General features: G+C 73.0%; 19 protein-coding genes. 15 read left to right on the top strand and 4 right to left on the bottom strand.

What is annotated here, in order from left to right; genetic code table 11:
- Positions 1 to 25: 25 nt before the first annotated feature.
- Positions 26 to 688, top strand: coding sequence for a VOC family protein (locus H9641_RS10555; RefSeq protein WP_191803493.1), 663 nt, complete (start codon positions 26 to 28; stop codon positions 686 to 688).
- Positions 689 to 799: 111 nt separating this feature from the next.
- Here the strand turns inward: H9641_RS10555 and H9641_RS10550 are convergent, their stop codons facing one another.
- Positions 800 to 2,068 carry a cytochrome P450 gene (locus tag H9641_RS10550; RefSeq protein WP_191803491.1) on the bottom strand — a complete coding sequence of 423 codons (1,269 nt, stop codon included), beginning with the start codon at positions 2,066 to 2,068 and terminating at the stop codon, positions 800 to 802.
- A gap of 98 nt (positions 2,069 to 2,166) precedes the next feature.
- Between H9641_RS10550 and H9641_RS10545 the strand changes: the two genes are divergently transcribed.
- Genes H9641_RS10545 through H9641_RS10525 form a run of 5 tightly spaced genes read left to right on the top strand, consistent with a single transcriptional unit; the run spans position 2,167 to position 8,384 of the window.
- On the top strand, positions 2,167 to 3,345 hold the full coding sequence (locus H9641_RS10545; protein WP_318244516.1) for a 3-oxoacyl-ACP synthase III family protein: 1,179 nt from the start codon (positions 2,167 to 2,169) through the stop codon (positions 3,343 to 3,345).
- A complete protein-coding gene (locus H9641_RS10540) occupies positions 3,342 to 4,151 on the top strand; it encodes a glycosyltransferase family 2 protein (protein ID WP_318244515.1) in 810 nt (269 codons plus the stop codon). Before H9641_RS10545 ends, H9641_RS10540 begins: the two co-directional genes overlap by 4 nt.
- Positions 4,148 to 5,431 (top strand): cytochrome P450, encoded by a 1,284-nt coding sequence (locus H9641_RS10535; RefSeq protein WP_191803487.1) that lies wholly within the window; start codon positions 4,148 to 4,150, stop codon positions 5,429 to 5,431. The genes H9641_RS10540 and H9641_RS10535 overlap by 4 nt, the downstream gene beginning before the upstream one ends.
- Positions 5,428 to 7,434, top strand: a complete 2,007-nt coding sequence (locus H9641_RS10530) for a class I adenylate-forming enzyme family protein (RefSeq protein WP_191803486.1) — start codon at positions 5,428 to 5,430, stop codon at positions 7,432 to 7,434. Before H9641_RS10535 ends, H9641_RS10530 begins: the two co-directional genes overlap by 4 nt.
- The gene (locus H9641_RS10525) at positions 7,431 to 8,384 is read left to right on the top strand and encodes an NAD-dependent epimerase/dehydratase family protein (protein WP_318244514.1); all 954 of its coding nucleotides are present in this window, start codon (positions 7,431 to 7,433) and stop codon (positions 8,382 to 8,384) included. Before H9641_RS10530 ends, H9641_RS10525 begins: the two co-directional genes overlap by 4 nt.
- A 217-nt stretch (positions 8,385 to 8,601) precedes the next feature.
- Here H9641_RS10525 and H9641_RS10520 read toward each other — a convergent pair whose 3' ends face one another.
- Entirely contained in the window at positions 8,602 to 9,066 is a 465-nt protein-coding gene (locus H9641_RS10520) for a GatB/YqeY domain-containing protein (protein ID WP_056654456.1), read from the bottom strand.
- Positions 9,067 to 9,198: 132 nt separating this feature from the next.
- Between H9641_RS10520 and H9641_RS10515 the strand changes: the two genes are divergently transcribed.
- The 6 genes from H9641_RS10515 (at position 9,199) to H9641_RS10490 (ending at position 16,841) form a co-directional block, all read left to right on the top strand.
- Positions 9,199 to 11,016: an alpha-glucosidase gene (locus tag H9641_RS10515; protein WP_318244513.1), complete on the top strand. Its 1,818-nt coding sequence runs from the start codon at positions 9,199 to 9,201 to the stop codon at positions 11,014 to 11,016.
- A 437-nt stretch (positions 11,017 to 11,453) separates the two neighbouring features.
- Positions 11,454 to 13,373: an acetolactate synthase large subunit gene (locus H9641_RS10510; RefSeq protein WP_191803482.1), complete on the top strand. Its 1,920-nt coding sequence runs from the start codon at positions 11,454 to 11,456 to the stop codon at positions 13,371 to 13,373.
- Between the two features lie 20 nt (positions 13,374 to 13,393).
- Positions 13,394 to 13,918, top strand: a complete 525-nt coding sequence (gene ilvN / locus H9641_RS10505; RefSeq protein ID WP_191803480.1) for an acetolactate synthase small subunit — start codon at positions 13,394 to 13,396, stop codon at positions 13,916 to 13,918.
- A gap of 88 nt (positions 13,919 to 14,006) precedes the next feature.
- Positions 14,007 to 15,035: a ketol-acid reductoisomerase gene (gene ilvC / locus H9641_RS10500; RefSeq protein ID WP_191803478.1), complete on the top strand. Its 1,029-nt coding sequence runs from the start codon at positions 14,007 to 14,009 to the stop codon at positions 15,033 to 15,035.
- 415 nt (positions 15,036 to 15,450) lie between these two features.
- Positions 15,451 to 15,999, top strand: coding sequence for an ASCH domain-containing protein (locus H9641_RS10495; RefSeq protein ID WP_191803476.1), 549 nt, complete (start codon positions 15,451 to 15,453; stop codon positions 15,997 to 15,999).
- The gene (locus H9641_RS10490; protein ID WP_225220281.1) at positions 15,996 to 16,841 is read left to right on the top strand and encodes a PIG-L deacetylase family protein; all 846 of its coding nucleotides are present in this window, start codon (positions 15,996 to 15,998) and stop codon (positions 16,839 to 16,841) included. The genes H9641_RS10495 and H9641_RS10490 overlap by 4 nt, the downstream gene beginning before the upstream one ends.
- 131 nt (positions 16,842 to 16,972) lie before the next feature.
- On the opposite strand, the gene H9641_RS10485 is transcribed toward H9641_RS10490, so the two are convergent.
- Positions 16,973 to 18,235: an ROK family transcriptional regulator gene (locus H9641_RS10485; RefSeq protein WP_191803474.1), complete on the bottom strand. Its 1,263-nt coding sequence runs from the start codon at positions 18,233 to 18,235 to the stop codon at positions 16,973 to 16,975.
- 280 nt (positions 18,236 to 18,515) lie between these two features.
- Here H9641_RS10485 and H9641_RS10480 point away from each other — a divergent pair, with 280 nt between their 5' ends.
- Both H9641_RS10480 and H9641_RS10475 read left to right on the top strand, forming a co-directional pair.
- On the top strand, positions 18,516 to 19,559 hold the full coding sequence (locus H9641_RS10480; protein ID WP_191803472.1) for a 3-isopropylmalate dehydrogenase: 1,044 nt from the start codon (positions 18,516 to 18,518) through the stop codon (positions 19,557 to 19,559).
- Positions 19,560 to 19,764: 205 nt separating this feature from the next.
- A complete protein-coding gene (locus tag H9641_RS10475) occupies positions 19,765 to 20,895 on the top strand; it encodes a branched-chain amino acid aminotransferase (RefSeq protein WP_056654480.1) in 1,131 nt (376 codons plus the stop codon).
- Positions 20,896 to 20,975: 80 nt separating this feature from the next.
- On the opposite strand, the gene H9641_RS10470 is transcribed toward H9641_RS10475, so the two are convergent.
- Positions 20,976 to 21,554 (bottom strand): DUF6069 family protein, encoded by a 579-nt coding sequence (locus H9641_RS10470; protein ID WP_191803470.1) that lies wholly within the window; start codon positions 21,552 to 21,554, stop codon positions 20,976 to 20,978.
- A 386-nt stretch (positions 21,555 to 21,940) separates the two neighbouring features.
- Here H9641_RS10470 and cimA point away from each other — a divergent pair, with 386 nt between their 5' ends.
- On the top strand, positions 21,941 to 23,605 hold the full coding sequence (gene cimA, locus H9641_RS10465) for a citramalate synthase (protein WP_191803469.1): 1,665 nt from the start codon (positions 21,941 to 21,943) through the stop codon (positions 23,603 to 23,605).
- Positions 23,606 to 23,627: the final 22 nt, after the last annotated feature.

Below are 23,627 nucleotides of genomic sequence, written 5' to 3'. Positions count from 1 at the left end.
CCCGACACGCACCGGAGCAGCAGCCATGAGCGACGAGATCACCGCCCGACAATTCCACGACAGCGACGGGGTGGAGGACTGGCGCGTGCTGCTCGGCACCGCGCAGACCAGGTTCAGGACGGGCTCGTTCACCGCGGGCGTCGAGCTGGTCGACGCGATCGGCGAGCTGGCCGAAGGCATGAACCACCATCCCGACGTCGACCTGCGCTACGCGACCGTGACCGTCCGGACGTCGTCCCACGACGTCGGCGGCCTGAGCAAGCGCGACCTGACGCTCGCCCGCCGCATCTCGTTGGCCGCCAAGGAGCTCGACCTCCCGGCCGAGACCGACGGCCTCCTCGAGGTCGAGATCGCGATCGACGCGCTGGACCGGCCCGCGGTACGCCCGTTCTGGCGGGCCGTCCTGGGCTACGTCGACGGGCCCGAGGAGGACGAGGGGCTGGGCCTGGGGGACCGCGCCGGCTACGGGCCCCCGGTCTGGTTCCAGCAGATGGACGCCCCGCGGCCCCAGCGCAACCGCATCCACCTCGACGTCACGGTCCCGCACGACCAGGTCGAGGCGCGCGTGACCGCAGCCATCGCCGCAGGAGGGCACCTGGTGTCGGACGACCGGGCGCCGGCGTTCTGGGTCCTCGCGGACGTCGAGGGCAACGAGGCGTGCCTGTGCACGTGGCGCGGGCGCGACTGAGCGGCCGTCCGGCGTGACGGTCGCGGCCCGACGGTCGTCGGGTCCGGCGTGCGTCAGGGCGCGCGCGACCTCGCGGCGCGGCCCGTTCGGGAGCGCCGCGGCGCGGAGAGGTCACGCGCGGGCCACGACCAGCGTCCGGTAGGACGGGATCAGGACCCCACGCTGAGCGCTGCGCGAGACGACCCGCAGGCTCTGCCCGTCCCCCCACAGCGTGCGCAGCAGCGCGCCGATCTCCGCACGCGCCAGGGCCGCGCCCAGGCACAGGTGCCGCCCGGCCCCGAACCACAGCTGGCGGCTCTCGCGCACGTAGGGGCGGTCGGCACGGAACCGGCCGGCGCCGATGTTCGCGCTCCACACGAGCATCATGATGCGCTCGCCCTCGGCGAGCCGGCGGCCCGCCACCTCGACGTCGGCCGCGACGCCCCGACCGATGACCGAGGCGGGGCTCGTGACCCGCAGCCCCTCGCGCACGGCGTTCTCGACCGCGTCGGGCTCGCCGGGACCGCGGACCTCACCCGCGGCCTCGCGCTCTGCGTCGACGCGCATCAGGTCCAGGAGCCGGTGCTGCTCGCCCGTGTCGACGAGCAGAGCGGTGGTCCGGGCCATCGCGGAGGCCGAGGTCTCCGTCCCCGCGACCATCAGCAGGCACGCGAGCCCCGTGGTCTCCTCGAGTCCGAGCCCCAGCTCGCGGCACCGGCCGAGGAGCGTGTCGCCGGGGGCGTCGCGCCACCCGGCGGGAACCCCGCGCGTGAGCTCGGCCACGATCTCGCGCGCCGCGGCGACCTGCCCGGGGGACAGGTGCGTCGAGCCCGCGCTGCCCAGGGCGATCGTCGCGAGGCGTTCGCCGGTCTCGAAGACCGTGAGCGCGTCGTCGTCGGTGGGCCAGGTCCCCGCGCCCGGAGCGCGGTCCGCCGGGGCCGGAACGCCCAGGAGCGAGATCATCATGCGGCCCACGAGCACGCGGGCAAGGCGCGCGACGTCGACCGTCGCCCCCTCGCGCAGCGCGGTCCGGGCGTCGGCGAGCGGACCCGACCACGCCCCGGCGACGAGCTCGGCCGAGCTGCCCTCGGTGAACAGCTCGCGCGAGCGTGAACGGAGGTCGTGGTGCCCCGCGCCGTCGAACAGGTCGAGCACCCAGTCGCCGAGGATCTGCGCCCACAGGTGCCCGACCCCGCCCTCGCCCACGATCGTGAACGAGCGGTGGTCGCCCAGGACCGTGCGGGCGACGACCGGGTCGGCCGTCACCCAGCCGAGCCCGGGCACCTTGCGCAGGGGCGGACCGGGCAGCCGACGCGCGGCATGGCCGCCGAGCAGCACGGCGGCCATGCCGGGGCGTGCACGGCGCAGGAGGTCCACCTCGTGGCGGGTCGTGGGAAGCATGCCCGACAGTCTGGCCCATCCGGGCGGCACGCGGGATGGGGAGTTCTCACCCGTGGAAAACCCCCGACCGCGGCCGTTCCGTGGCTACGCTGTCGCGAGTGCCGATCCTCGCTGACCTCTCCGTGCGCCCCTCGGGCGCCCGCCACCCCGTCGTCTCGGCTCCCGTCCCGCCCGCTCCTGTCGCGGTTCTCACAGGGGTGAGCGTCCACCTGCCCGAGCGCACGGTGCAGGTGGCCGACGCCGAGCGGGCGCTCGCCCGCTCGAGCCGACCGGGGGCGGTGCCTCGTCTGCCGATGGTCTCGCGCCTGACCGGTGTGCAGCAGGTCCACGTCCTGCCCGACGACTGGAACGCCTCGGACCTCGCGGTCGCCGCCTCGCTCACGCTGCTCGCGGCCCAGGGCCTGGACGTGGCGGACGTCGACCTGCTGATCTTCGCCTCGGCGAGCCAGGACATGGTCGAGCCCGCCACGAGCCACATCGTCGCCGCCAAGCTGGGCGTCCGGGCCCCGGTCATGGACGTCAAGAACGCGTGCAACTCGGTCCTCAACGCGCTCGAGGTCGCGGAGGCCCTCGTCGCGACGGGACGGTACGCGACGGTCCTGGTCGCGTGCGGCGAGGCGCCCTCGCGCGCGGTCCGGTGGGACGTCCCGGACCGGGCGACGTACCTGCTGTCCGCGCCGGGCTACACGATGTCCGACGCCGGTGCGGCCGTCCTGGTCCAGCGCGCACCGGGGCACGGCGAGGGGTCGGGGCCCACCGACGGGTGTCCGGCCGAGGCTGCGGACCGGCTGGGGCCCGCGCACGGGACCTGCGCGTGCTCGGACAGGCCGCGCGGCATCCTCGCGAGCGCGTTCGGCGCCGAGTCGAGCCACTGGGACGTCGGCATGCTCCCCGGTGGCGGCACGGCGTTCCCGCGCGACCTCGACCGCACGTACTTCGAGATCGACGGGTCGCGCCTGCGTGACGCCTTCCTCGCGCTGGGCCCCGGCGTGATCCTCGACGCGCTGGTGCGTGCGGGCCTCACGTGGGACGACGTGGCCCTCGTGGCCGTGCACCAGGTCGCGGTCGCCTACCTGGCCGACGTCCACGAGGCCCTCGGGCTGCCCGAGGACCGCACGATCGTCACGGTCGCCGAGCACGGCAACGTCGCCTCCGCGACGCTGCCGCTCCAGCTCGTGACCGCGCTCGAGAGCGGCCGCGTGGGCCCGGGCGACGTGGTGCTCCTGGTCGGTCTCGCCGGCGGGATCAGCATCGGCGCCATGGCGGTGCGGCTGTGATCGCGCTCGTGCCCGGCGGGGGCGAGGCGCGCCACGAGGCGCGCCCGGTCCGGCTCGCGGTCGTCGTCCCGGCCCTGGACGAGGCGCACGAGCACGGGATCCTCACGACCCTGCGTGCACTGCGGGCCCAGGAGGACCGGGACTTCGACCTGGTCGTGGTGGACAACGGCTCGACCGACGGCACCCCGGACCTCGTCCAAGCGACCATCGCCGACTGGGCCGAACCGCGCTGGCGCCTCGTGACCGAGGAGCAGAAGGGCACGGGCGCCGCGGCGGACACGGGCATGCGAGCCGCGATCGCCGGGGGCGCGACGCACCTCGCGCGTACCGACGCGGACTGCGTGCCCCCGCCGGACTGGACGGTCCGCGTGAAGGCGGCGTTCGCGGTCGGGCACGACCTGGTGGCCGGACGCATCGTGGCGCGCACCGACGACCTGCCGGTCTCCCGCGTGCGTCAGGCCGTCCTGTCGGGGGCCGTGAGCCTCGCGAGCACGTTCGGGAAGTTCCGTCCGGGCAACCAGGACCCGTCCTACCTCGGCCCGTACGTCATGGCGCCCGGGTGCAACATGGCGATCACCGCGGACCTCTACGAGCGCGCGGGCGGCTTTCCCCGCACCGCGATCGAGGACCTCCACGAGGACCGTGCCCTGGTCAACGAGGTGCGCCGCCTCACGTCGTCCTACGGGGCGCACCCCGAGGTCGTGGTGCGGGCCTCGACGCGCCGAGCGCACGCCTGGGGGCTCGTGCGGACCCTGGGCTGGTACGCCGACCACCGCTACAAGCCCGAAGTCGTGGACATCCGATGACGACGTCGTCGACGGTGAGGAGGGGCGGCCCGGCCACGGTCGAGGACGCCGCGGCCCGCGCCGCCCACCGCTGGGAGGAGCGCGTCCAGCGCGGGGCGCACCCGCTCGTCTACCCGGCGTTCCGGGCGCTCGCCCGGCGCGGACCGGTCGTGCGCGTCCCGGGGCTCGGGATCGTCGTCAACGACGCCGCGACCGCCCGCGAGGTGCTGCTCGACACCGAGCACTTCTCCAAGGTCGGCCCGGGGGCACCCTCGGACCTGTGGACCCCCGTGCTGGGCCCGTCGGTCCTGCTCAACATGGAGGGCGAGGACCACGCGACGCTGCGCCGGGCCCTCGCGGGGCTCTTCACGCCGCGCTCGGTCGCGCAGCTCACGGCGACCGAGGCCGGGGCCTCGCTGGGCACGCTCGCGCCGCGACTGCTCGCGGGCGAGACCGTGGACCTCGTGAGCGAGGTCGGGGCGCTCGCGGGCACCGTGATCTGCCGCATGACCGGGCTGCCGCCCACGGACGCCGCGGTGCGCGACGCGATGGTCGCTGCGCAGTCCGTCGTCGGGATGGTGCGCCTGCACCGCCGCAGCCTCACCCCGACCCAGGTCCGCCACGCCCGGGAGGTCCTGGACCGCCTGAGCGAGCCGGCCCGCACGGCGTACCGCGACGGCGACCCGTCGACGGTCCCCGGGCGCATGCGCGGTCTGGGCCTGAGCGAGCGCGAGGCGCTCGGAGCCGTCGGGGCGTTCGTCATGACGGGCACCGAGACCATCCAGTCGTTCACGCCGCGCCTGGTCGCGCTCGCGACGGACACGGGCTGGACGGACCGCCTGCTGCGCGCCGAGCCGAGCGACCCGCTGCGCGGACGGGTCGTCGAGGAGGCGCTGCGCGTCACGGTCCCGACGCCCGCGATGCTGCGATCGGTCCGCTCAGCGCACCACGTGGGCCCCGTGCCGGTGCGCGCGGGGGAGCGGGTCGTGATCGCGACCGTGACGTGCTGCCGGGCGGGCGGCCCGTTCGCACCTGACCGTGACGCGGACCCGGTCCTGCGCAACCTCTGGTTCGGCGCGGGCCCGCACTTCTGCCTGGGCATGCCGCTCGCCATGGCCCAGGTGGGCGCGGTCCTGGACGCGCTGCGCCCCGTCGCGGCGGCGGGGCGCACGCTCGCGGTCACGGGCCGCGAGGTCGCACGGGGAGTTCTCATCCCGTCCTACCGGCGCCTCGAGATCGAGGCGCGCCCGGTGGGCGGCGAGCAGTCGGCAGCACAGGGAGCAGGGGGAGCGACAACATGAACGGCCCGACGACGGAGCACCTGATCGAGACCATCGGCGCGCACGCTCGGGGCTCGCTCGGCGACGCGGTGGCGCTGCGGTGGTGGTCGAGACCCATCCTCCGGGTGCGCGCGGACCGCGTCCCGCACGACCACGTGCGCGAGGAGCTGACCTACCGGGAGCTGATGCGCCGGGTCGAGGCCACGGCCGACGCCCTGCACCGCGAAGGGCTGCGCGCGGGGGACCGCGTGCTGTTCTCGGTCCGTCCCCGGCCCGAGGGGATCGTCCTGGCGCTCGCGGTCGTGCGGCTCGGGGGCGTCATCGTGTTCGTCGACCCCGGCTCGACCCCCGAGCTCTTCGGGGCGCGCGTGACGGCGGCCGACCCCCGCTGGGCCATGACCGAGGCGCTGCTCTACGCGGTCTCGCGCGGCCCGCTGCGGCACGTCGCCAGGTCGCGCGGCCTGCTCCTGCCCGACTACGCGAGCCTGCCCTTGCGCCACGTCCGCTCGGGCAGGTGGCTGCCCGGGGTCCCGGGCCGCTCGCTGTCCGCGCGCTCGCTCGCGACGGGGCGCCATGGTGGCGGGCACCGCCGGTTCGTCGCCGGGGCGCCGCCCGTCACGGACCTGCCGCTCGACGCCGAGGCGCTCGTGGTCTTCACGTCCGGCACGACCTCCGACCCCAAGGCCGTGGTCCACTCGGTGGGTTCGCTGGGTTCCGGGTGCGCGCTGCTGGCCGGTGCGTTCGCCCTCGAGCCGGGCGGGGTCGTGCACACCGACCAGATGCTGCTCGGGATCCCGGCCCTCCTCGCGGGCGGCACATGGTCCATCCCACCGGGCCCCCCGGGGCAGGACGTCGTGACGTTCGCCCGGCACGTGGCCGGCGAGGCCGGGACGTACCTCGTGCCCGCCGACCTCACGCTCCTGCTCGACGCGGTCGAGTCGGGACGAGCCCCTGCGCGCGGCCCGCAGGTCGCGCTCGTCGGCGGCGCCCCGGTGACGCGCCCCCTGCTCGACCGTGCACGCCGCCTCCTGCCGGGCACACGCTGGATCGGGGTGTACGGCACGACCGAGATCCTTCCGATCGCGGTCGTCGAGGCCGACGACAAGCTCGCGCACGCGGGCGACGGCGACCTGGTCGGGCACCCGTTGCCGGGGATCGAGGCGGTCGTCGACACGAGCGCCGTGGAACCCGACGAGGGGCTCGGGCAGGGCACGACCACCGGGACGGGCTCGACCGCCGCGCCGGACGCCCCCGCGACGGCACCCCACCCTCTCGTGGGCGAGCTGGTCCTGCGTGGTCCCTCGCTCATGAAGGGCTACCTGTCGCACCTCGACGGCGGGCAGCCGCCCGTGACCGAGCACCGCACGGGCGACCTCGCCTACCTCGACGAGGAGGGACGGATCGTGCTCGTCGGGCGCACGCGCGACATGATCATCCGCGGCACCGTGAACATCTATCCCGGCCTGTTCGAGCCGCGCCTGGCCGCGCTGCCCGGGGTCGGCGAGGCCTCGCTCGTGGGAGTCCTCCAGGACGACGGCGACGAGAAGGTCGTGCTCGTCGTGACGTCGCGCCACGCGAGCGGCCCAGGGACAGGGGACCACCCAGGCACAGCGGACCGCCCAGGCGGCGGCCAGGGCGACGGGGTCGAGCACCACGGTGACAGTGACAGTGACGACGCAGCAGGCCGCGACGCCCGGGGAGGGCACGGTTCCCGGACGCCCCCGGCAGCCCCGGCATCGGCGGCCCCAGCGACGGGAGCAGCCCTCGCACCCGCGGTGAGCGCCGCCGTCGGGCAGGGGAGGGCGCCCGTCCTGACGAGCGACCACCCGCTCGTCCGCAGCGTGCGCTCGGCGCTGCCGGACGTGCTCGACCACGGCGCGCTGCCCGACCTCGTGCTGCACGCCGACCACCTGCCCCTCGCAGGTCGCAGCCGCAAGCCCGACCGCGCGGCCCTGTCCCGTGCGGCCGCGCACCACCTCGCAGGCGCGGAGCCCAGGGCGAGCGCGGGCACGGGCACCACGTGAGCCTGCGCATCGGGGTCACGGGCGCCTCGGGGTTCGTCGGGGGAGCGGTCGCCCGACGCGCCGTGGCCGACGGGCACCGCGTGTGGACCTTCTCGCGACGCGACGCGCGCGTCGACGGCGCCGAGCACCGGACGTGGGACCTCGTCGCCGGGTCGCTCAGCGAGCCGCCCGCCCTCGACGTGGTCGTGCACGCGGGGGCCGCGGTCTCCGACTGGGCAGCCCCCGACGTCGCCTGGGCGACCAACGTCGAGGGCACGCGTGCCGTGCGCGAGACGTTCCCCGCAGCCCGGTGCGTGCACGTGTCCTCGGGCAGCGTCTACGACCCGTACACCCCCACGGTCCGCGGGAAGGAGCGCGAGGCCCCCGTCGACCGCTACCTCAACGCGTACGGGCGCACCAAGGCGGCAGCCGAGCGCGTGCTCGTCGCCGACGCCCGGACCCCCGGTCGGGGCCCGGTCGTGATCCTGCGCCCGCACGCCGTCTACGGCCCCGGCGACACCACGCTGCTGCCGCGGATCGAGGCGGCGGTCCGCGGGCGACGGCTGGTCCTGGTCGGGGACGGGACCGCGGCCCAGTCGCTCACGCACGTCGACAACCTGGTCGACGCGGTGCTCGCGGCCTCGACGATCGACCTGCCGGGCCGTGAGGCGCTCGTCGTCAACGTCGCCGACGCCGAGCCCGTGGTCCTGGGCGAGGTCCTGGTCGAGCTCCTGCACCGCAGGGGGCACGACGGCGTCACGCTCACCGGCATCCCGGCCCGCCCCGGGTGGGTGCTCGCCGCGTGCGCCGAGGCCCTCTCGCGCTGGACGCGGCGGACCGAGCCGCCGCGGCTCACGCGGTATGCGGTCAGCCATCTCGCGGTCGAGCGGACCTACGACCTGACGGTGCTGCGCGAGGTCCTGGGGGTCGAGCCGCGGGCCACGTCGCTCGTGGGGGCCGAGGCGTGGTGAGGCCCCGGGAGTCACGGGCCGGCTCCTGACGTGCAGGACGGGCGGCAGCACCCGCGGCGTCACGGCCCACGCACGAGAAAGACCCTGGCGCGCGAGGTGGACCCCTCAGGGTCCTGCCTCGCGCGCCAGGGTCTCCCTCGGTGCGAACGCGGTGGCCGGTGGGCCGGTGGGCCGGTGGCCGGTGGGCCAGCCAGGTCCGTCAGGTCCGTCAGGGCCGTCAGAGCGCGGCGAGCGCCTGACGCACGGCCTGCGAGAGCGCCTTGCCGTCGACGCGGCCGATGCCGCTCGCGGCGGCCGTCGCGGTCTTCATGACGTTGCCCATGTCCTTCATGGACGAGGCGCCGGTCGAGGCGATCGCGTCGGCCACGAGCGCGTCGAGCTGGGCGGGCGTGAGGCTCGCGGGCAGGTACTTCTCGATGAAGTCGGCCTCCGCGGTCTCGTTCTCGGCGCGCTCGGGCGCGTCGGCGTCGAGGTAGATCTGCGCGCTCTCACGACGCTTCTTGACCTCGGCGGCCAGGACGGTCTGGACCTCGGCGTCGCTGAGCTCGTGCGCCGCGGAGCCGGACTTCTCCGCGGTGCGGACGGCGCCGATGACCTGGCGGAGGGTGTTCTTGGCGAAGTCGTCGCGGGCCTTCATGGCGGTGGTGAGGTCGGCGGTCAGCCGCTCGATCGTGGTGGTCATGGGTCAATGGTGCCTGGTGCGGGGCCTCAGGTCCTACGCCATTGCGGTTCTCGCCCACCGTCCGGGGCGGGAACTGTCCGCTCGGCGCGTCCCTGCGCGCACCCGACCAGGAGCGGTGAGAGGCTCGACGACGTGAGCGCATCGACCGAACCGACCACCACCCCTTCTGCCCGTCCCGTCGGCGGCTGGTCCGCCGGGGAGCCGCCCTGGTGGACGAGCGCGGTGGTCTACCAGGTCTACCCGCGGTCCTTCCAGGACTCGGACGGCGACGGGATCGGCGACCTGCCCGGGATCGAGCGGCGGCTCGACCACCTCGTGGCCCTGGGCGTCGACGTCGTGTGGCTCTCGCCCGTGTACCGCTCGCCCCAGGACGACAACGGCTACGACATCAGCGACTACCAGGACATCGACCCGATGTTCGGGACGCTCGAGGACTTCGACCGGCTGCTCGCCGCGGCGCACGACCGGGGCCTGCGGGTCGTCATGGACCTGGTGGTGAACCACTCCTCGGACGAGCACGCCTGGTTCCGCGAGTCGCGCTCCAGCCGTACCGACGCGCGGCGTGACTGGTACTGGTGGCGTCCGGCGCGCGAGGGCATGGAGCCCGGCACACCCGGGGCCGAGCCCAACAACTGGCGCTCGTTCTTCGGCGGCCCCGCATGGGAGTACGACGAGGCGACGGGCGAGTACTACCTGCACCTGTTCTCGCGCAAGCAGCCGGACCTCAACTGGGAGAACCCGGACGTCCGCCGCGCGGTCCACGACATGATGACGTGGTGGCTCGACCGAGGCGTCGACGGGTTCCGCATGGACGTCATCAACCTCATCTCGAAGGTCCCGGGGCTGCCCGACGGCGAGGTCCACTACGGCGCGTACGGAGACGGGAGCCCGTTCTACACGAGCGGCCCGCGCGTGCACGAGTTCCTCCAGGAGATGCACCGCGAGGTCTTCGCCGGGCGGCCCGAGAAGCTCCTGACGGTGGGCGAGACCCCGGGGGTCACGATCGAGGACGGCGTGCTCTTCACGGATCCCGAGCGTCACGAGGTCGACATGGTGTTCCAGTTCGAGCACGTGGGCATCGACCACGGCTCGAGCAAGTGGGACGTCAAGCCTCTGCGCCTGACGGACCTCAAGGCGACGTTCGGGCGCTGGCAGGTGGGGCTCGCCGAGCGCGGCTGGAACTCGCTCTACTGGAACAACCACGACCAGCCCCGCATCGTGTCGCGGTTCGGGGACGACGGCGAGCACCGTGTCGCCTCGGCCAAGGCGCTCGCGCTGCTGCTGCACCTGCACCGGGGGACGCCGTACGTCTACCAGGGCGAGGAGCTCGGGATGACGAACGCGGGCTTCACGTCGATCGACCAGTACCAGGACATCGAGTCCCTGGGGCACTTCCACGAGCTGGTCGACGCGGGCGTCGCGACCGAGGAGCAGATGCTCGTCGCGCTGCGCGCCATGAGCCGCGACAACGCCCGTACGCCCGTGCAGTGGGACGCGTCGGAGCACGCGGGTTTCACGACGGGCACGCCGTGGCTCGCGGTCAACCCGAACCACGTCACGATCAACGCGGAGGCCGAGCGCGCCGACGACGGCTCGGTCTTCCACTTCTACCGCCGCCTGGTCGCGCTGCGCCACGACGTCCCGGTCGTCGCGCTCGGCGACTTCCACATGCTGCTTCCGGAGCACGAGGCCGTGTACGCGTTCACGCGCACGCTCGACCTGCCCGCGCCCGCCGAGGGGCCCGACGGCGCAGCGTCCGCCGCGAGCACGGCGTCGCGCGACGAGCTGCTCGTCCTGGTCAACGTGGGCGGCACCGAGCAGGAGGTCCCCCCGGAGGTCCTGGCCGGCTGGGAGGGCGCCGAGGTGCTGATCGGGACGCACGACGACGCGAGCGCGGGCCGAGCCGGCGCGCTGCGCCCCTGGGAAGGCGTGGTCCTGAGGAGGTCGTGAGCTCGTCCCGGGCCACCGGGAGGCGACCCGTCGGACCCGGGCCGGCCACCGCCGTCGGGCCGGACGTCCCATTCCCTGAGACGTCCGGCTCGACGCATGACATCCCCGAGGCAAGGGCGTAGTGTGCACAACGTGCAGACGATCCTTCTCGTAGTACTTCCTGAGCGCGCCGGCTGAGGCCAAGCAACCAGGTCTCGTCAGCGCGCTCACCCCTCGAAGAGCCCTCACCGGGTACGAGGGGTTTTTTCATGTCACGACCACGACTGTCACGGCCCTCCCTCCGGGCACACCCCGCCCCGGAAGCGGCCACCGTCGCACCACACCGCGACCGCACAGCACGGAGAGCAGCACCAGCACCAAGAGCAGTACCAGCACCACCACGGTGAGCTCGATCCAGCCGGTGGCAGCCAGCCGCCACCGAGAAACAGGAGATACCGATGGTCCAGGGTCCCCACCCGGCACCGCCGACGCAGAGCGCCCCCGCGCCCGCCGGTGAGGCCGCGGCGCCGAAGCCAGCCCCGTCCCCCGCGAGCGTCGCAGCCCGCCCCGAGAGCCGAGCCCGCTCCGCGGCGCCGGGCGAACGTGCGGTGAGCTCCGTCGTCGGGCCCGAGGAGGTCACGGGCGCGCAGTCGATCGTCCGCTCGCTCGAGGAGGCCGGCGTGGACGTCGTCTTCGGCATCCCCGGCGGCGCGATCCTGCCCACGTACGACCCGCTCATGGACTCCAAGAAGCTCCGCCACATCCTCGTGCGCCACGAGCAGGGTGGCGGCCACGCGGCCTCGGGCTACGCCCACGCGACCGGTCGAGTCGGCGTGACCATGGCGACGTCCGGCCCCGGCGCCACGAACCTCGTCACGCCCATCGCCGATGCCAACATGGACTCGATCCCGCTCGTCGCGATCACGGGCCAGGTCGGCGCGTCCCTGATCGGGACCGACGCCTTCCAGGAAGCGGACATCGTCGGCATCACCCTGCCGATCACCAAGCACAACTTCCTCGTGACCGACCCGGACGAGATCCCGCGCGTCATCGCCGAGGCCTTCCACATCGCCCAGACCGGGCGTCCCGGGCCCGTCCTCGTCGACATCGCCAAGTCGGCCATGCAGGCCCGCACCACCTTCTCGTGGCCCCAGGAGCTCCAGCTGCCCGGGTACCACCCCGTGACCAAGCCGCACTCCAAGCAGATCCGCGAGGCCGCCCGCCTGCTCGCGACGGCCAGGCGCCCCGTGCTGTACGTGGGCGGTGGCGCGATCCGCGCCAACGCCTCGGCCGAGCTGCGCCGGCTCGTGGACCTGTCGGGCGCGCCCGTGGTGACCACGCTCATGGCCCGCGGCGCGCTGCCCGACTCGCACCCGCAGAACCTCGGCATGCCCGGCATGCACGGCACGGTCCCCGCGGTCGCGGCGCTCCAGAAGGCCGACCTCATCGTCGCCCTGGGCGCGCGCTTCGACGACCGGGTGACGGGCGTGCTGTCGAGCTTCGCCCCGCACGCCACGATCGTCCACGCGGACATCGACCCCGCGGAGATCGGCAAGAACCGTGAGGTCGACGTCCCGATCGTGGGCGACCTGCGCGAGGTGCTCTCGGACCTCGTGCCCGAGCTCGAGCGCGAGCACGGCGCCAAGGGCAAGCCGGACCTCGGCGCCTGGTGGCACCAGATCGACGACTGGCGCGAGACCTACCCGCTGGGCTACTCCGAGCCCGAGGACGGCCACCTCGCCCCGCAGCACGTCATCCAGCGCCTGGGTGAGATCTCCGGCCCCGACTCGATCTACGTCGCGGGCGTCGGCCAGCACCAGATGTGGGCCGCCCAGTTCATCCGCTACGAGCACCCCAAGACGTGGCTCAACTCGGGCGGGCTCGGCACCATGGGCTACTCGATCCCCGCCGCGATGGGCGCCAAGGTCGGCCAGCCCGACAAGACCGTCTGGGCGATCGACGGCGACGGCTGCTTCCAGATGACCAACCAGGAGCTCGCGACCTGCACGATCAACGAGATCCCCATCAAGGTCGCGCTGATCAACAACTCCTCGCTCGGCATGGTCCGCCAGTGGCAGACCCTGTTCTACGAGTCCCGCTACTCCAACACCGACCTCCACACGGGGCGCGGGACGCAGCGCGTTCCCGACTTCGTGAAGCTCGCCGACGCCTACGGCTGCGAGGGCATCCGGGTCGAGTCCAAGAGCGAGGTCGACGCCGCCATCAAGCGCGCCATGGAGATCGACGACCGTCCCGTCGTCGTCGACTTCAACGTCTCGCGCGACGCGATGGTGTGGCCCATGGTCGCCTCGGGCGTCAGCAACGACAACATCCAGTACGCACGCGGCATCTCGCCCGCGTGGGACCGCGAAGACTGAGTCCGGGGAGAGCCGCAACCATGTCCCGTCACACCCTCTCCGTGCTCGTGGAGAACAAGCCCGGCGTGCTCACGCGCGTCGCGGGCCTGTTCGCCCGGCGCGCGTTCAACATCCACTCGCTCGCCGTGGGCCCCACGGAGCACGAGGAGATCTCGCGCATCACCGTGGTCGTCGACGTCGACCAGAACCCGCTCGAGCAGGTCACCAAGCAGCTCAACAAGCTCGTCAACGTGATCAAGATCGTCGAGCTCGACCAGGCCTCGTCGGTCCAGCGCGAGCTGCTGCTCGTCAAGGTCCGCGCCGACGGCACCAACCGCACGGGCGTCCTCGAGGTCGTCGAGCTGTTCCGCGCCAAGGTCGTCGACGTCGTCCCCGACGCCGTGACGATCGAGGCCACCGGCACGCCCGAGAAGCTCGCGGCCCTCCTCGGTGCGCTCGAGCCCTACGGCGTCCGTGAGATCGTCAAGTCCGGCACCGTGGCCGTCGGCCGTGGCGCCCGCTCCATCACCGACCGGGCGCTCGACCGCGCCCACCGGTCCGCCTGACCCGTCCTCCCGGTGGACACCCCCACACTGCCCACCGCCGTCGAACTATCGTGTTCGGCATCACCTCAAGAACCCAAGGAGTAACACCGTGGCAGAGCTCTTCTACGACGACGACGCCGACCTCACGATCATCCAGCAGAAGAAGGTCGCGGTCGTCGGATACGGCAGCCAGGGGCACGCGCACGCGCAGAACCTTCGCGACTCGGGCGTCCAGGTCGTCATCGCACTCAAGGAAGGCTCCAAGTCGATCGCCAAGGCGACCGACGAGGGCTTCGAGGTCAAGACGGTCGCAGAGGCCGCCCAGTGGGCCGACCTCATCATGATCCTCGCGCCGGACCAGCACCAGCGCTCGATCTACAACGACGAGATCAAGCCGAACCTGGCTCCGGGCAAGACCCTCGCGTTCGCGCACGGCTTCAACATCCGCTTCGGCTACATCGAGGCCCCCGAGGGCGTCGACGTCATCCTCGTCGCCCCCAAGGCGCCGGGCCACACGGTGCGTCGCGAGTTCGTCGCGGGCCGTGGCATCCCCGACATCATCGCCGTCGAGAAGGACGCGTCGGGCCAGGCGTGGGACATCGCGCTCTCGTACGCGAAGGCGATCGGTGGCACGCGTGCCGGCGTCATCAAGACGACGTTCACCGAGGAGACCGAGACCGACCTCTTCGGCGAGCAGGCCGTCCTGTGCGGTGGTGTGTCGCAGCTCGTCCAGTACGGCTTCGAGACGCTCACCGAGGCCGGCTACCAGCCGGAGATCGCCTACTTCGAGGTCCTGCACGAGCTCAAGCTCATCGTCGACCTCATGTGGGAGGGCGGCATCGCCAAGCAGCGCTGGTCGGTCTCCGACACGGCCGAGTACGGCGACTACGTCTCGGGTCCCCGCGTGATCGACCCGCGGGTCAAGGAGAACATGAAGGCCGTCCTCGGGGACATCCAGAACGGGGCGTTCGCGAAGCGCTTCATCGACGACCAGGACGCGGGCGCCCCCGAGTTCAAGGAGCTTCGCGCCAAGGGCGAGGCGCACCCGATCGAGGCCACGGGCCGCGAGCTGCGCGGGATGTTCGCGTGGGCGAAGTCGGGCGACGACGACTACACCGAGGGCTCGGTCGGTCGCTGACCTTCGCCTCGCTTCACGCGGGGTGAGTGGCTCACCTTCGAGGCGGGCGGCACCTACCGCGCGATCTTCCCTCCGGCCTGGCGGCCTCCCGCCAGACCCGACCACGATCGCGCGGCAGGCGCCGCCCGCCTCTGTGCGGTCGGGTCGCCCGTGCGCGCGCGGGTGCCCGACGGCGGTGCCTCCTCGGGAACGCGGGTCGCGGCTGCGTCCATGGTCGTGCGGGGGCGGCGGGGCTCGGTCGAGGGTGACGGGTAGGTCCGCCAGGACGACACGTGCTCGCGCCGGGCCGCGCCGGTTCGCCGAGGGGGACGTACTCCTCCGACGAGACGGTCGGCCGGGTGGAATCTGAGCGACATCCACCGGTGAAAGTGCGACAAGACGGGCAGTCCGGCGTTCCGTGGTCCACCATGGACGCATGAGCGACGACATCGACCGCAGGGCAGACGGCACGAGCGCCGGTACGAGCGAGGACCCGCGAGCAGCAGAACTCCTGGAGTTCTGGGAGACCGCGCGCGTGCGTGCGGGGGAGGGCAAGGTCGGAGTGGTGACCGGGTTCGGGGTCTCCGCGACCGTGCCGCCCCCCGCGTGGTCGTTCGGCGACAACCCGGAGCTCGCCGACGGGCTGCTCCACGCGGTGCTCTCGGGCGAGAAGACCGCGACGTCGTCCTCGCACTGGGAGTACGACGACGAGACCCCGGTGCCGGCAGTCGGCGAGCTGTCCATCATCCTGGACGGCGACGGCCACCCGCGTGCGCTGATCCGCACCACGTCCGTCGAGATCGTGCCCTTCGACCAGGTCGACGCCGACTTCGCGGCGGCCGAGGGCGAGGACGACCGGACGCTCGAGGCATGGCGTGCCGGGCACCGCGACTACTTCACGAGGGTCCTGGTCGGTCACGAGTTCCGCGACGACATGCCCGTGGTCTGCGAGCGCTTCGAGCTGCGGTTCCCGCGTCCGCGATGACTCCGGCGGAGCTGCGACCGGCCCCCGGCATGTTCGCCGACCGGCTGCGTGTCCTGGTCGTCGCGGCGCACCCCGACGAGCCCGACGAGTACGCAGGAGGCATCGCCGCACGGCTCGCCCTGGCCGGTCACGGCGTGAAGTTCCTGTCGCTGACGAACGGCGACGCCGGGCACTGGTCGACGCCCCGCAAGGCTCTCGCGCGCCGGCGCGCAGCCGAGGCGTTCGCTGCGGCGCGCGAGCTCGGCGTGCAGGAGTACGAGATGCTCGACGAGCACGACGGTGAGCTCGTGCCGAGCATCGCGCTCCGTCGTGAGGTGGTCGCCAGGATCCGCCGCTGGCAGGCGGACCTGGTCGTCACGTTCCACGACGAGTGCCCCGGCCATCTCGACAACCGCGCGGCCGGACGCCTCGTGCGCGAGGCGGTCTCCGTCGTCGGGCTCGCGAACGTCGTGCCCCGCGTCCCTGCCCTGGCGACCCCGCCCGTGTGCCTGCTCATGCCCGACCACGACGCGCTCGCCCACCACCGGCACGACGTGGTGGTCGACGTGAGCAGCACGATCGAGGCCAAGCTGCGTGCCTGCCTGGCCCACGCCTCGCAGTTCCTGGAGTTCGCGCCCTGGCAGCGCGGGCTGCTCGACCAGGTCCCGCCCGCGAGCGACCCCGCGGGGCAGCGGGCGTTCGTGCTCGAGCACTGGGCGCCGTACCTGTACACCCAGCCCGAGATGCGCGCGGCGGTCGCCGCGGCGGGCCTCGACCCCGTCGGGGAGTACGCCGAGTCGTTCCAGCTCGCCGACTACGGGCGGGCGACGACGGCGGCCGAGGTGCGAGCCCTGCTGGGGTGAGCCGAGAGGGCGGCGAGCGGACGGCGCGTGGTGCGCTCCGCCGTCGGGCAGGAGGGCCGCGACCGCCTGAGGGTGGGTGGTGGTCGCCGTCCCAGGCCGCGACCACCACCCGTCGGGGCAGGTGAGAGGAGCTACCCCGAGTTCGAGGGCGCGCGGGCGCCGGTCGTCGTGCTGGGGCGGGCCGCCGGGGAGGAGACGGGCGGAGCGCCGTGGTCCGCGAGGTGCAGCGAGACCCGGTCGAGCAGCAGGGAGCGGACGTCGGCCGCGACGACGGCCTCGGCCCCGCGGAGCACGGGGGCGACCGGCACCAGGGTCGGCGCGATGGGCGCCACGCCCTGCTCGGTGTCGATGAGGTGGCTGCGGGTCGCGTCCGCGAGCCGCTGCCCGCCCGCGATGCACGTGGGGCCGCCGAGCACCAGCAGGTGCGGCTCGACGACCGCGACGACCGGCTGCACCACGGCCGCGACACGACGCCCGAAGTCCTCGACGAGCGCCACGACCGCGGGGCTGTCGGGGTCGGCGGCCATGGCTGCGAGGATCTCGTCGTACGTCTCGCCCGGGACGCCGTGGCGGCCGGCGAGCTCTTCGAAGCGGCGCCCGCCCACGAGGTCCTGCAGGTTCATCGAGTGGTCGTCGTACTCGCGGACCGTCACGGGGACCGGCAGGTAGCCGAGCTCGCCCGCGGCCCCGGTCGCGCCGTGGTGGAGCGACCCGTCGATCAGCGTGCCGAGGCCGATGCCTCCGCCGAGCCAGAGCAGCGCGAAACTCTTCTCGGTGCGACGGCCCGCGTCGCGCTCGGCGATCGTGGCGAGGTTGACGTCGTTCTCGATCCGGACGGGGACGCCGAGCTCCTGCTCGAGGAGCGTGCGGACGGCGAGCAGGGGCCACCCCGGCAGGTCGCCCACGAGCCAGAGGTCCCCGCTGACCGGGTCGGCCGCGGCCTGGACCCCGGCGACGATCGTCCCGACGCGCTCGACGGGCACGCCCGCGTCCGCGCAGGCAGCGTCCCACGCGGCCCGGACGTCGCGGATCGCCGTGCGCTCCGCGGACGTGGGGACGTCGGCCGTGCCGAGGACGTTCCCGCGGGCGTCGACCACGCTCGCCTGCACCCCGGTGGGGAGGACGTCGAGAGCCAGGCCGACGACGACGTCGGTGCGTGCGGCATACATGACGGCCTGCGGGCCGCGCGCGCCCTGGACCGCTCCTGTCGCCTCGATCAGCCCGGCGGTCTCGAGGCGAGCGACGATCTGGGAGGATGTAGGGCGGGAGACGCCGGTGAGGTCGCCGATCTGGGACCGCGTCATGGGGCCGGTGTCGAGCAGGAGCTCGAGCGCCGCGCGGTCGTTGATCGTGCGGAGCAGTCCCGGTGTTCCTGGGATGTGCGTGCGGGACACGTCGTTGCGGCCTCTCTGCCGGCGTCTTAGGAAAGTTTCCTAAGAGTTCCCTAGTTCGGCGATTTGCGCAAGTTGAGACGTGGGGGCGGCGACGAGGGTCCGATGCGGACCGCTTCTACACCATCGGCGAGCCGCCGGGCCCCGGCGCTCCTCGAAGAGAGCGCATCCCAGCGCGCGGCATCGCCGGGGACCGCGGAAACCCGCGGATCGCGCCGCGGAAAGCGTTCGAGGGGTGAGATGGGCGTCCCGAGGACTGGCGCCCGGGCGTAGCGTTCGTCGCATGACGCGCAACATCGAACTGGCAGTGGTGGCCGGAGACGGCATCGGCATCGAGGTCGTCGAGCAGGGCCTCGCGGTCCTCGAGGCGGCTCTCACGGGCTCCGACGTCAAGGTCTCCACGACCCCCTTCGACCTGGGTGCGCGCCGCTGGCACGCGACCGGCGAGACCCTCACGGACGAGGACCTCGCGGCCATCCGCACCCACGACGCGATCCTCCTGGGTGCGATCGGCGACCCCACGGTCCCGTCGGGCGTCCTCGAGCGCGGTCTGCTGCTCAAGCTGCGCTTCGCGCTGGACCACTACGTCAACCTCCGCCCGGGCAAGCTGTACCCCGGCGTGAAGTCCCCGCTGGCGGAGCCGGGCGAGATCGACTTCGTCGTCGTCCGCGAGGGCACCGAGGGGCCGTACGTCGGCAACGGCGGGGCGCTGCGCGTCGGCACGCCGCACGAGATCGCGACCGAGGTCTCCGTGAACACCGCGTTCGGCGTCGAGCGTGTCGTGCGCGACGCGTTCGCCCGCGCCCAGGCGCGCCCCCGCAAGCACCTGACGCTCGTGCACAAGCACAACGTCCTGGTCCACGCCGGTCACCTGTGGCGCCGCACGGTCGAGGCCGTCAACGCCGAGTTCCCGGACGTCACCACGGACTACCTGCACGTGGACGCCGCCACGATCTTCCTCACGACGAACCCGTCGCGATTCGACGTCATCGTCACCGACAACCTGTTCGGCGACATCCTGACGGACCAGGCTGCCGCGATCACGGGCGGCATCGGCCTCGCAGCCTCGGCCAACATCAACCCGGACCGCACGGCCCCCTCCATGTTCGAGCCGGTGCACGGCTCGGCCCCCGACATCGCGGGCCAGGGCAAGGCGGACCCCACCGCCACGGTCCTGTCCGTCGCGATGCTGCTCGACCACCTCGGCCTGACCGAGCAGTCGCAGCGCGTCGAGGCCGCGGTCGCCGCGGACCTCGCCGAGCGGGGGAGCCGAGTACGGTCGACGGCCGAGGTGGGGCGCGAGCTCGCTGCCCGCGTCGCCGGCTGATCGGTCCCCGATTCGCCGTCGCGCCGCCGTTCGTCCCCCCGCGAGGGGGCCGAGCGGCGGCGCGCACCCTCTGCCGTCCTCACCGCTCCCACGTCCTCTTCGAAGACCCGGGAGTTCTCGCCCGCCCTGCGGGCGCCACGAGGCGCTCCGTCATGGAAAACTAGGCGAGGAACCCACCCGGGTCGCCAGGTGAAAGGCCCATGACATGACTTCCCCCCTCACAGCGCAGCCCGCTTCCTCGGCCGAGGACCTCGTCGCGCTCTTCGACATCCGCCCGTCGGACACCCCCACCTCTCCCGAGGCGAGGGCCGCAGCGATCGCCGCGCCCAAGTTCGGCACCGTGTTCTCGGACCACATGGCCCGGATCAGCTGGAACGCGACCGACGGCTGGATCGACCGCCGCATCGAGAAGTACGGTCCGCTCCAGCTCGACCCGGCCACCGCGGTCCTGCACTACGCCCAGGAGATCTTCGAAGGTCTCAAGGCGTACCGGCACCAGGACGGGTCCGTGTGGACCTTCCGTCCGGAGGCCAACGCGGCCCGCTTTGCCCGCTCGGCCCACCGTCTCGCGCTCCCGGCGCTGTCGGTCGACGACTTCATCGGCTCGATCACGGCGCTCGTGCGCACCGACATCGAGTGGGTGCCGGACGGCGAGGAGGCGAGCCTCTACCTGCGTCCGTTCATGTACGCCTCGGAGTCGTTCCTGGGCGTGCGCGCCTCGCTCGAGGCCGAGTACCTCGTGATCGCCTCGCCCGTGGGCCCGTACTTCTCGGGGGGCGTGAAGCCCGTCTCGATCTGGGTCGACCGCGAGTACAGCCGCGCCGGCGCGGGAGGCACGGGGGACGCCAAGTGCGGCGGCAACTACGCCTCGAGCCTCCTGCCGCAGACGCTCGCGCAGGAGAAGGGCTTTGAGCAGGTCTGCTTCCTCGACTCGTCGACGAACACCTTCCTCGAGGAGCTCGGCGGCATGAACGTGTTCGTCGTCAAGGCGGACGGCTCGGTCGAGACGCCCGAGCTCACGGGCTCGATCCTCGAGGGTGTGACGCGCTCGTCGATCATCCAGCTCCTCACCGACCGCGGGCACGACGTGAACGAGCGTCGCATCCCGCTCGAGGAGCTCCTCGCCGACATCCGGTCCGGGGCCGTCACCGAGGTGTTCGCGTGCGGTACCGCGGCGGTCGTCACCCCGATCGGTCGCCTGGGCGGGTCGAACTTCGACCACACGATCGCCGACGGCGGCGCGGGCGAGCTCACGCTCGCGATCCGTGGCGAGCTCACGGACATCCAGAACGGCCGGGCGGCCGACCGTCACGGCTGGATGACCCGCCTGGCCTGAGGTTCACCACTGCGGTACCGCCGGGTGCTGGGCAGCTGTCGCCGACCAGCGACAGCTGCCCGCACCCGGCGGCTCGGGGTTCAGACCGCCCGGCGCACGATCGTCCGGCCGGCGACCCCCGCGAGCAGCGACCAGACCGCGACCCCGATCAGCAGGTTCACGAGCCCGGACAGCGCGGCCGACGTGGTGTCCGACGTCCAGGCGAACGGCAGGGCCGTGATGACGACGGTCACGAGCGCCATGATCCAACCGAAGAACGCTCGCGGCCTCGGCGTGGTGAGGATCAGCAGGTGCAGCAGGCCCGCTGCGAGCAGGGCCAGGATCGCCCCGTCGATCGCGAACGCCGCCTGGTGCGAGCCCGTCGTGAAGATGTCCGGCGGCGGCACGAGCGTGAACGAGAAGATGCGCTCGAGGATGATGACCGCCACGAGGCCGATGAGCGCGGCGACCAGGGCCGTGGCGGCAGCACCCGCCCAGAACCGCCCCACCTCGACCGCGAGACGCGGGTCCGCGGGGTTGACCGGCTCGTGCGGCGCGGGGAAGTCGGCGCGCGGGTCGGGCGGTACCACGGGTGGGATCGCGGGCGGCACGCCCTGAGGACGGCCGGGCGAGCCGGGCTGCGGGACGTTCGGGCGGGGCGGGAAGTTCGGGTCGCTCATGGTGCGTCTCCTGTCGTTGCAGGCTGCCGTTCCGGGCGCTCACTGGTCGGGGTGCTCAGTCCGTGGACACCGTCCCATCCTCGTGGCTGCTGTGGCAGCATGTGTCCTGTGACACACCTCGTCTCCCACCTCATTATCGAGTAGCGCGCCCGGCCACCACACCGGACGCGCAAACCTCCCGCACCCTCGGGGGGTTTTTTTGTTGCCTGACACCACCCCCGTCGGGCTTCGAAGCGCCGGGCACGAGCTTCACGAGAGCGACCGCCCGGCGCGTGGGAACGACGAGCACCCGGTGGCGCGCGGAAGCGTCCCGCCCTGATCCACCTAGAGTGGTCTCGCCCAGGCGGCACCGCTGGACCCCGAGATTCTCCCCAGAGAGCGGCACGATGACTTCCCAGGTGAACCCCGTAGCTCCTGCCACAGCGAGCGCACCCTCGACGTTCCACGTCTACGACACGACCCTGCGCGACGGCGCGCAGCAGGAGGGCATGAACCTCTCCGTCTCCGACAAGCTGGCGATCGCGCCCTTGCTCGACGAGCTGGGCGTGGGGTTCATCGAGGGTGGGTGGCCCGGGGCCATCCCCAAGGACACCGACTTCTTCTCGCGCGCGGCCAAGGAGCTCACGCTCAAGAACGCCGTGCTGGCCGCGTTCGGCGCCACGCGCAAGGCAGGGATCCGTGCCGCAGACGACCAGCAGGTCCTCGCCCTCGTCGCGTCTCAGGCGCCCGTCGTGACGCTCGTCGCGAAGTCCGACATCCGCCACGCCGAGCGCGCGCTACGGACCACCGGTGCCGAGAACCTCGCCATGATCACCGACACGGTCGCCTTCCTCGTGGCCGAGGGGCGTCGCGTGGTCCTGGACGCCGAGCACTTCTTCGACGGCTACCGGTTCGACCCGGCCTACTCGCGCGCCGCGGTCGAGGCCGCGTTCGCCGCGGGAGCCGAGGTCGTGGCGCTGTGCGACACCAACGGCGGCATGCTGCCCGAGTGGGTCGGCGAGATCGTCACGGACCTGCGCGACACCGTCGGGATCCCGGACGGCCTCTTCGCCCAGGCAGGCGACCCCCTCCTCGGCATGCACGCGCACAACGACTCGGGCTGCGCGGTCGCGAACTCGCTCGCGGCCGTCGCCGCGGGGGCCGCGCACGTCCAGGGGACCGTCAACGGCTACGGCGAGCGCACCGGGAACGCGGACCTCATCACGGTCGTCGCGAACCTCGAGCTCAAGCACGGGCGCACGCTGCTCGTCGACGGCGGCCTGCAGGAGACCACGCGCATCGCGCACGCGATCAGCGAGATCACCAACATCTCCCCGTACGCGCGCCAGCCGTACGTCGGGGCGAGCGCGTTCGCGCACAAGGCCGGGCTGCACGCCTCGGCGATCAAGGTCGACCCGGACCTCTACCAGCACATCGAGCCCACGCTCGTGGGCAACGACATGCGCATGCTCATCTCGGACATGGCGGGCCGCGCGTCGATCGAGCTCAAGGGCCGCGAGATGGGCTTCGACCTGTCGGACCAGGCCGACGTGCTCTCGCGTGTGACGCACCGCGTCAAGGAGGCCGAGGCCCGCGGGTACACCTACGACGCGGCAGACGCCTCGTTCGAGCTGCTGCTGCGCGAGGAGATCGCGGGCGAGCGGCCGCAGTACTTCCGGGTCGAGAGCTGGCGCACGATCGTCGAGCGGGCCGGGGGACGTGGCACCGAGGCGACGGCCGAGGCGACCGTCAAGCTGCACGCCGGTGGCAAGCGCATCGTCAAGACGGGCGAGGGCAACGGGCCCGTGAACGCGCTCGACCACGCGCTGCGGCTCGCGCTACGGCGCGCGTACCCGGAGATCGAGGCGTTCGAGCTGATCGACTTCAAGGTCCGCATCCTCGACACCGAGCAGGGCACGGACGCCATCACGCGCGTCCTCATCGAGATGACCGACGGGGCGACGTCCTGGTCGACGGTCGGCGTCGGGCCGAACCTCATCGAGGCGGCCTGGGAGGCGCTGACGGACTCCGCGATCTACGGGCTCATCCACGCGGGCGTCCTGCCGCGCTGATCCCCGGCAGGTCCCGGCGTTC

Origin of the sequence: Oerskovia merdavium, from assembly GCF_014836755.1 — a bacterium.
Classification (GTDB): domain Bacteria; phylum Actinomycetota; class Actinomycetes; order Actinomycetales; family Cellulomonadaceae; genus Oerskovia; species Oerskovia merdavium.
Note: the sequence above shows the minus strand (reverse complement) of the source record. Positions and strands in the feature narration are given on the sequence as shown.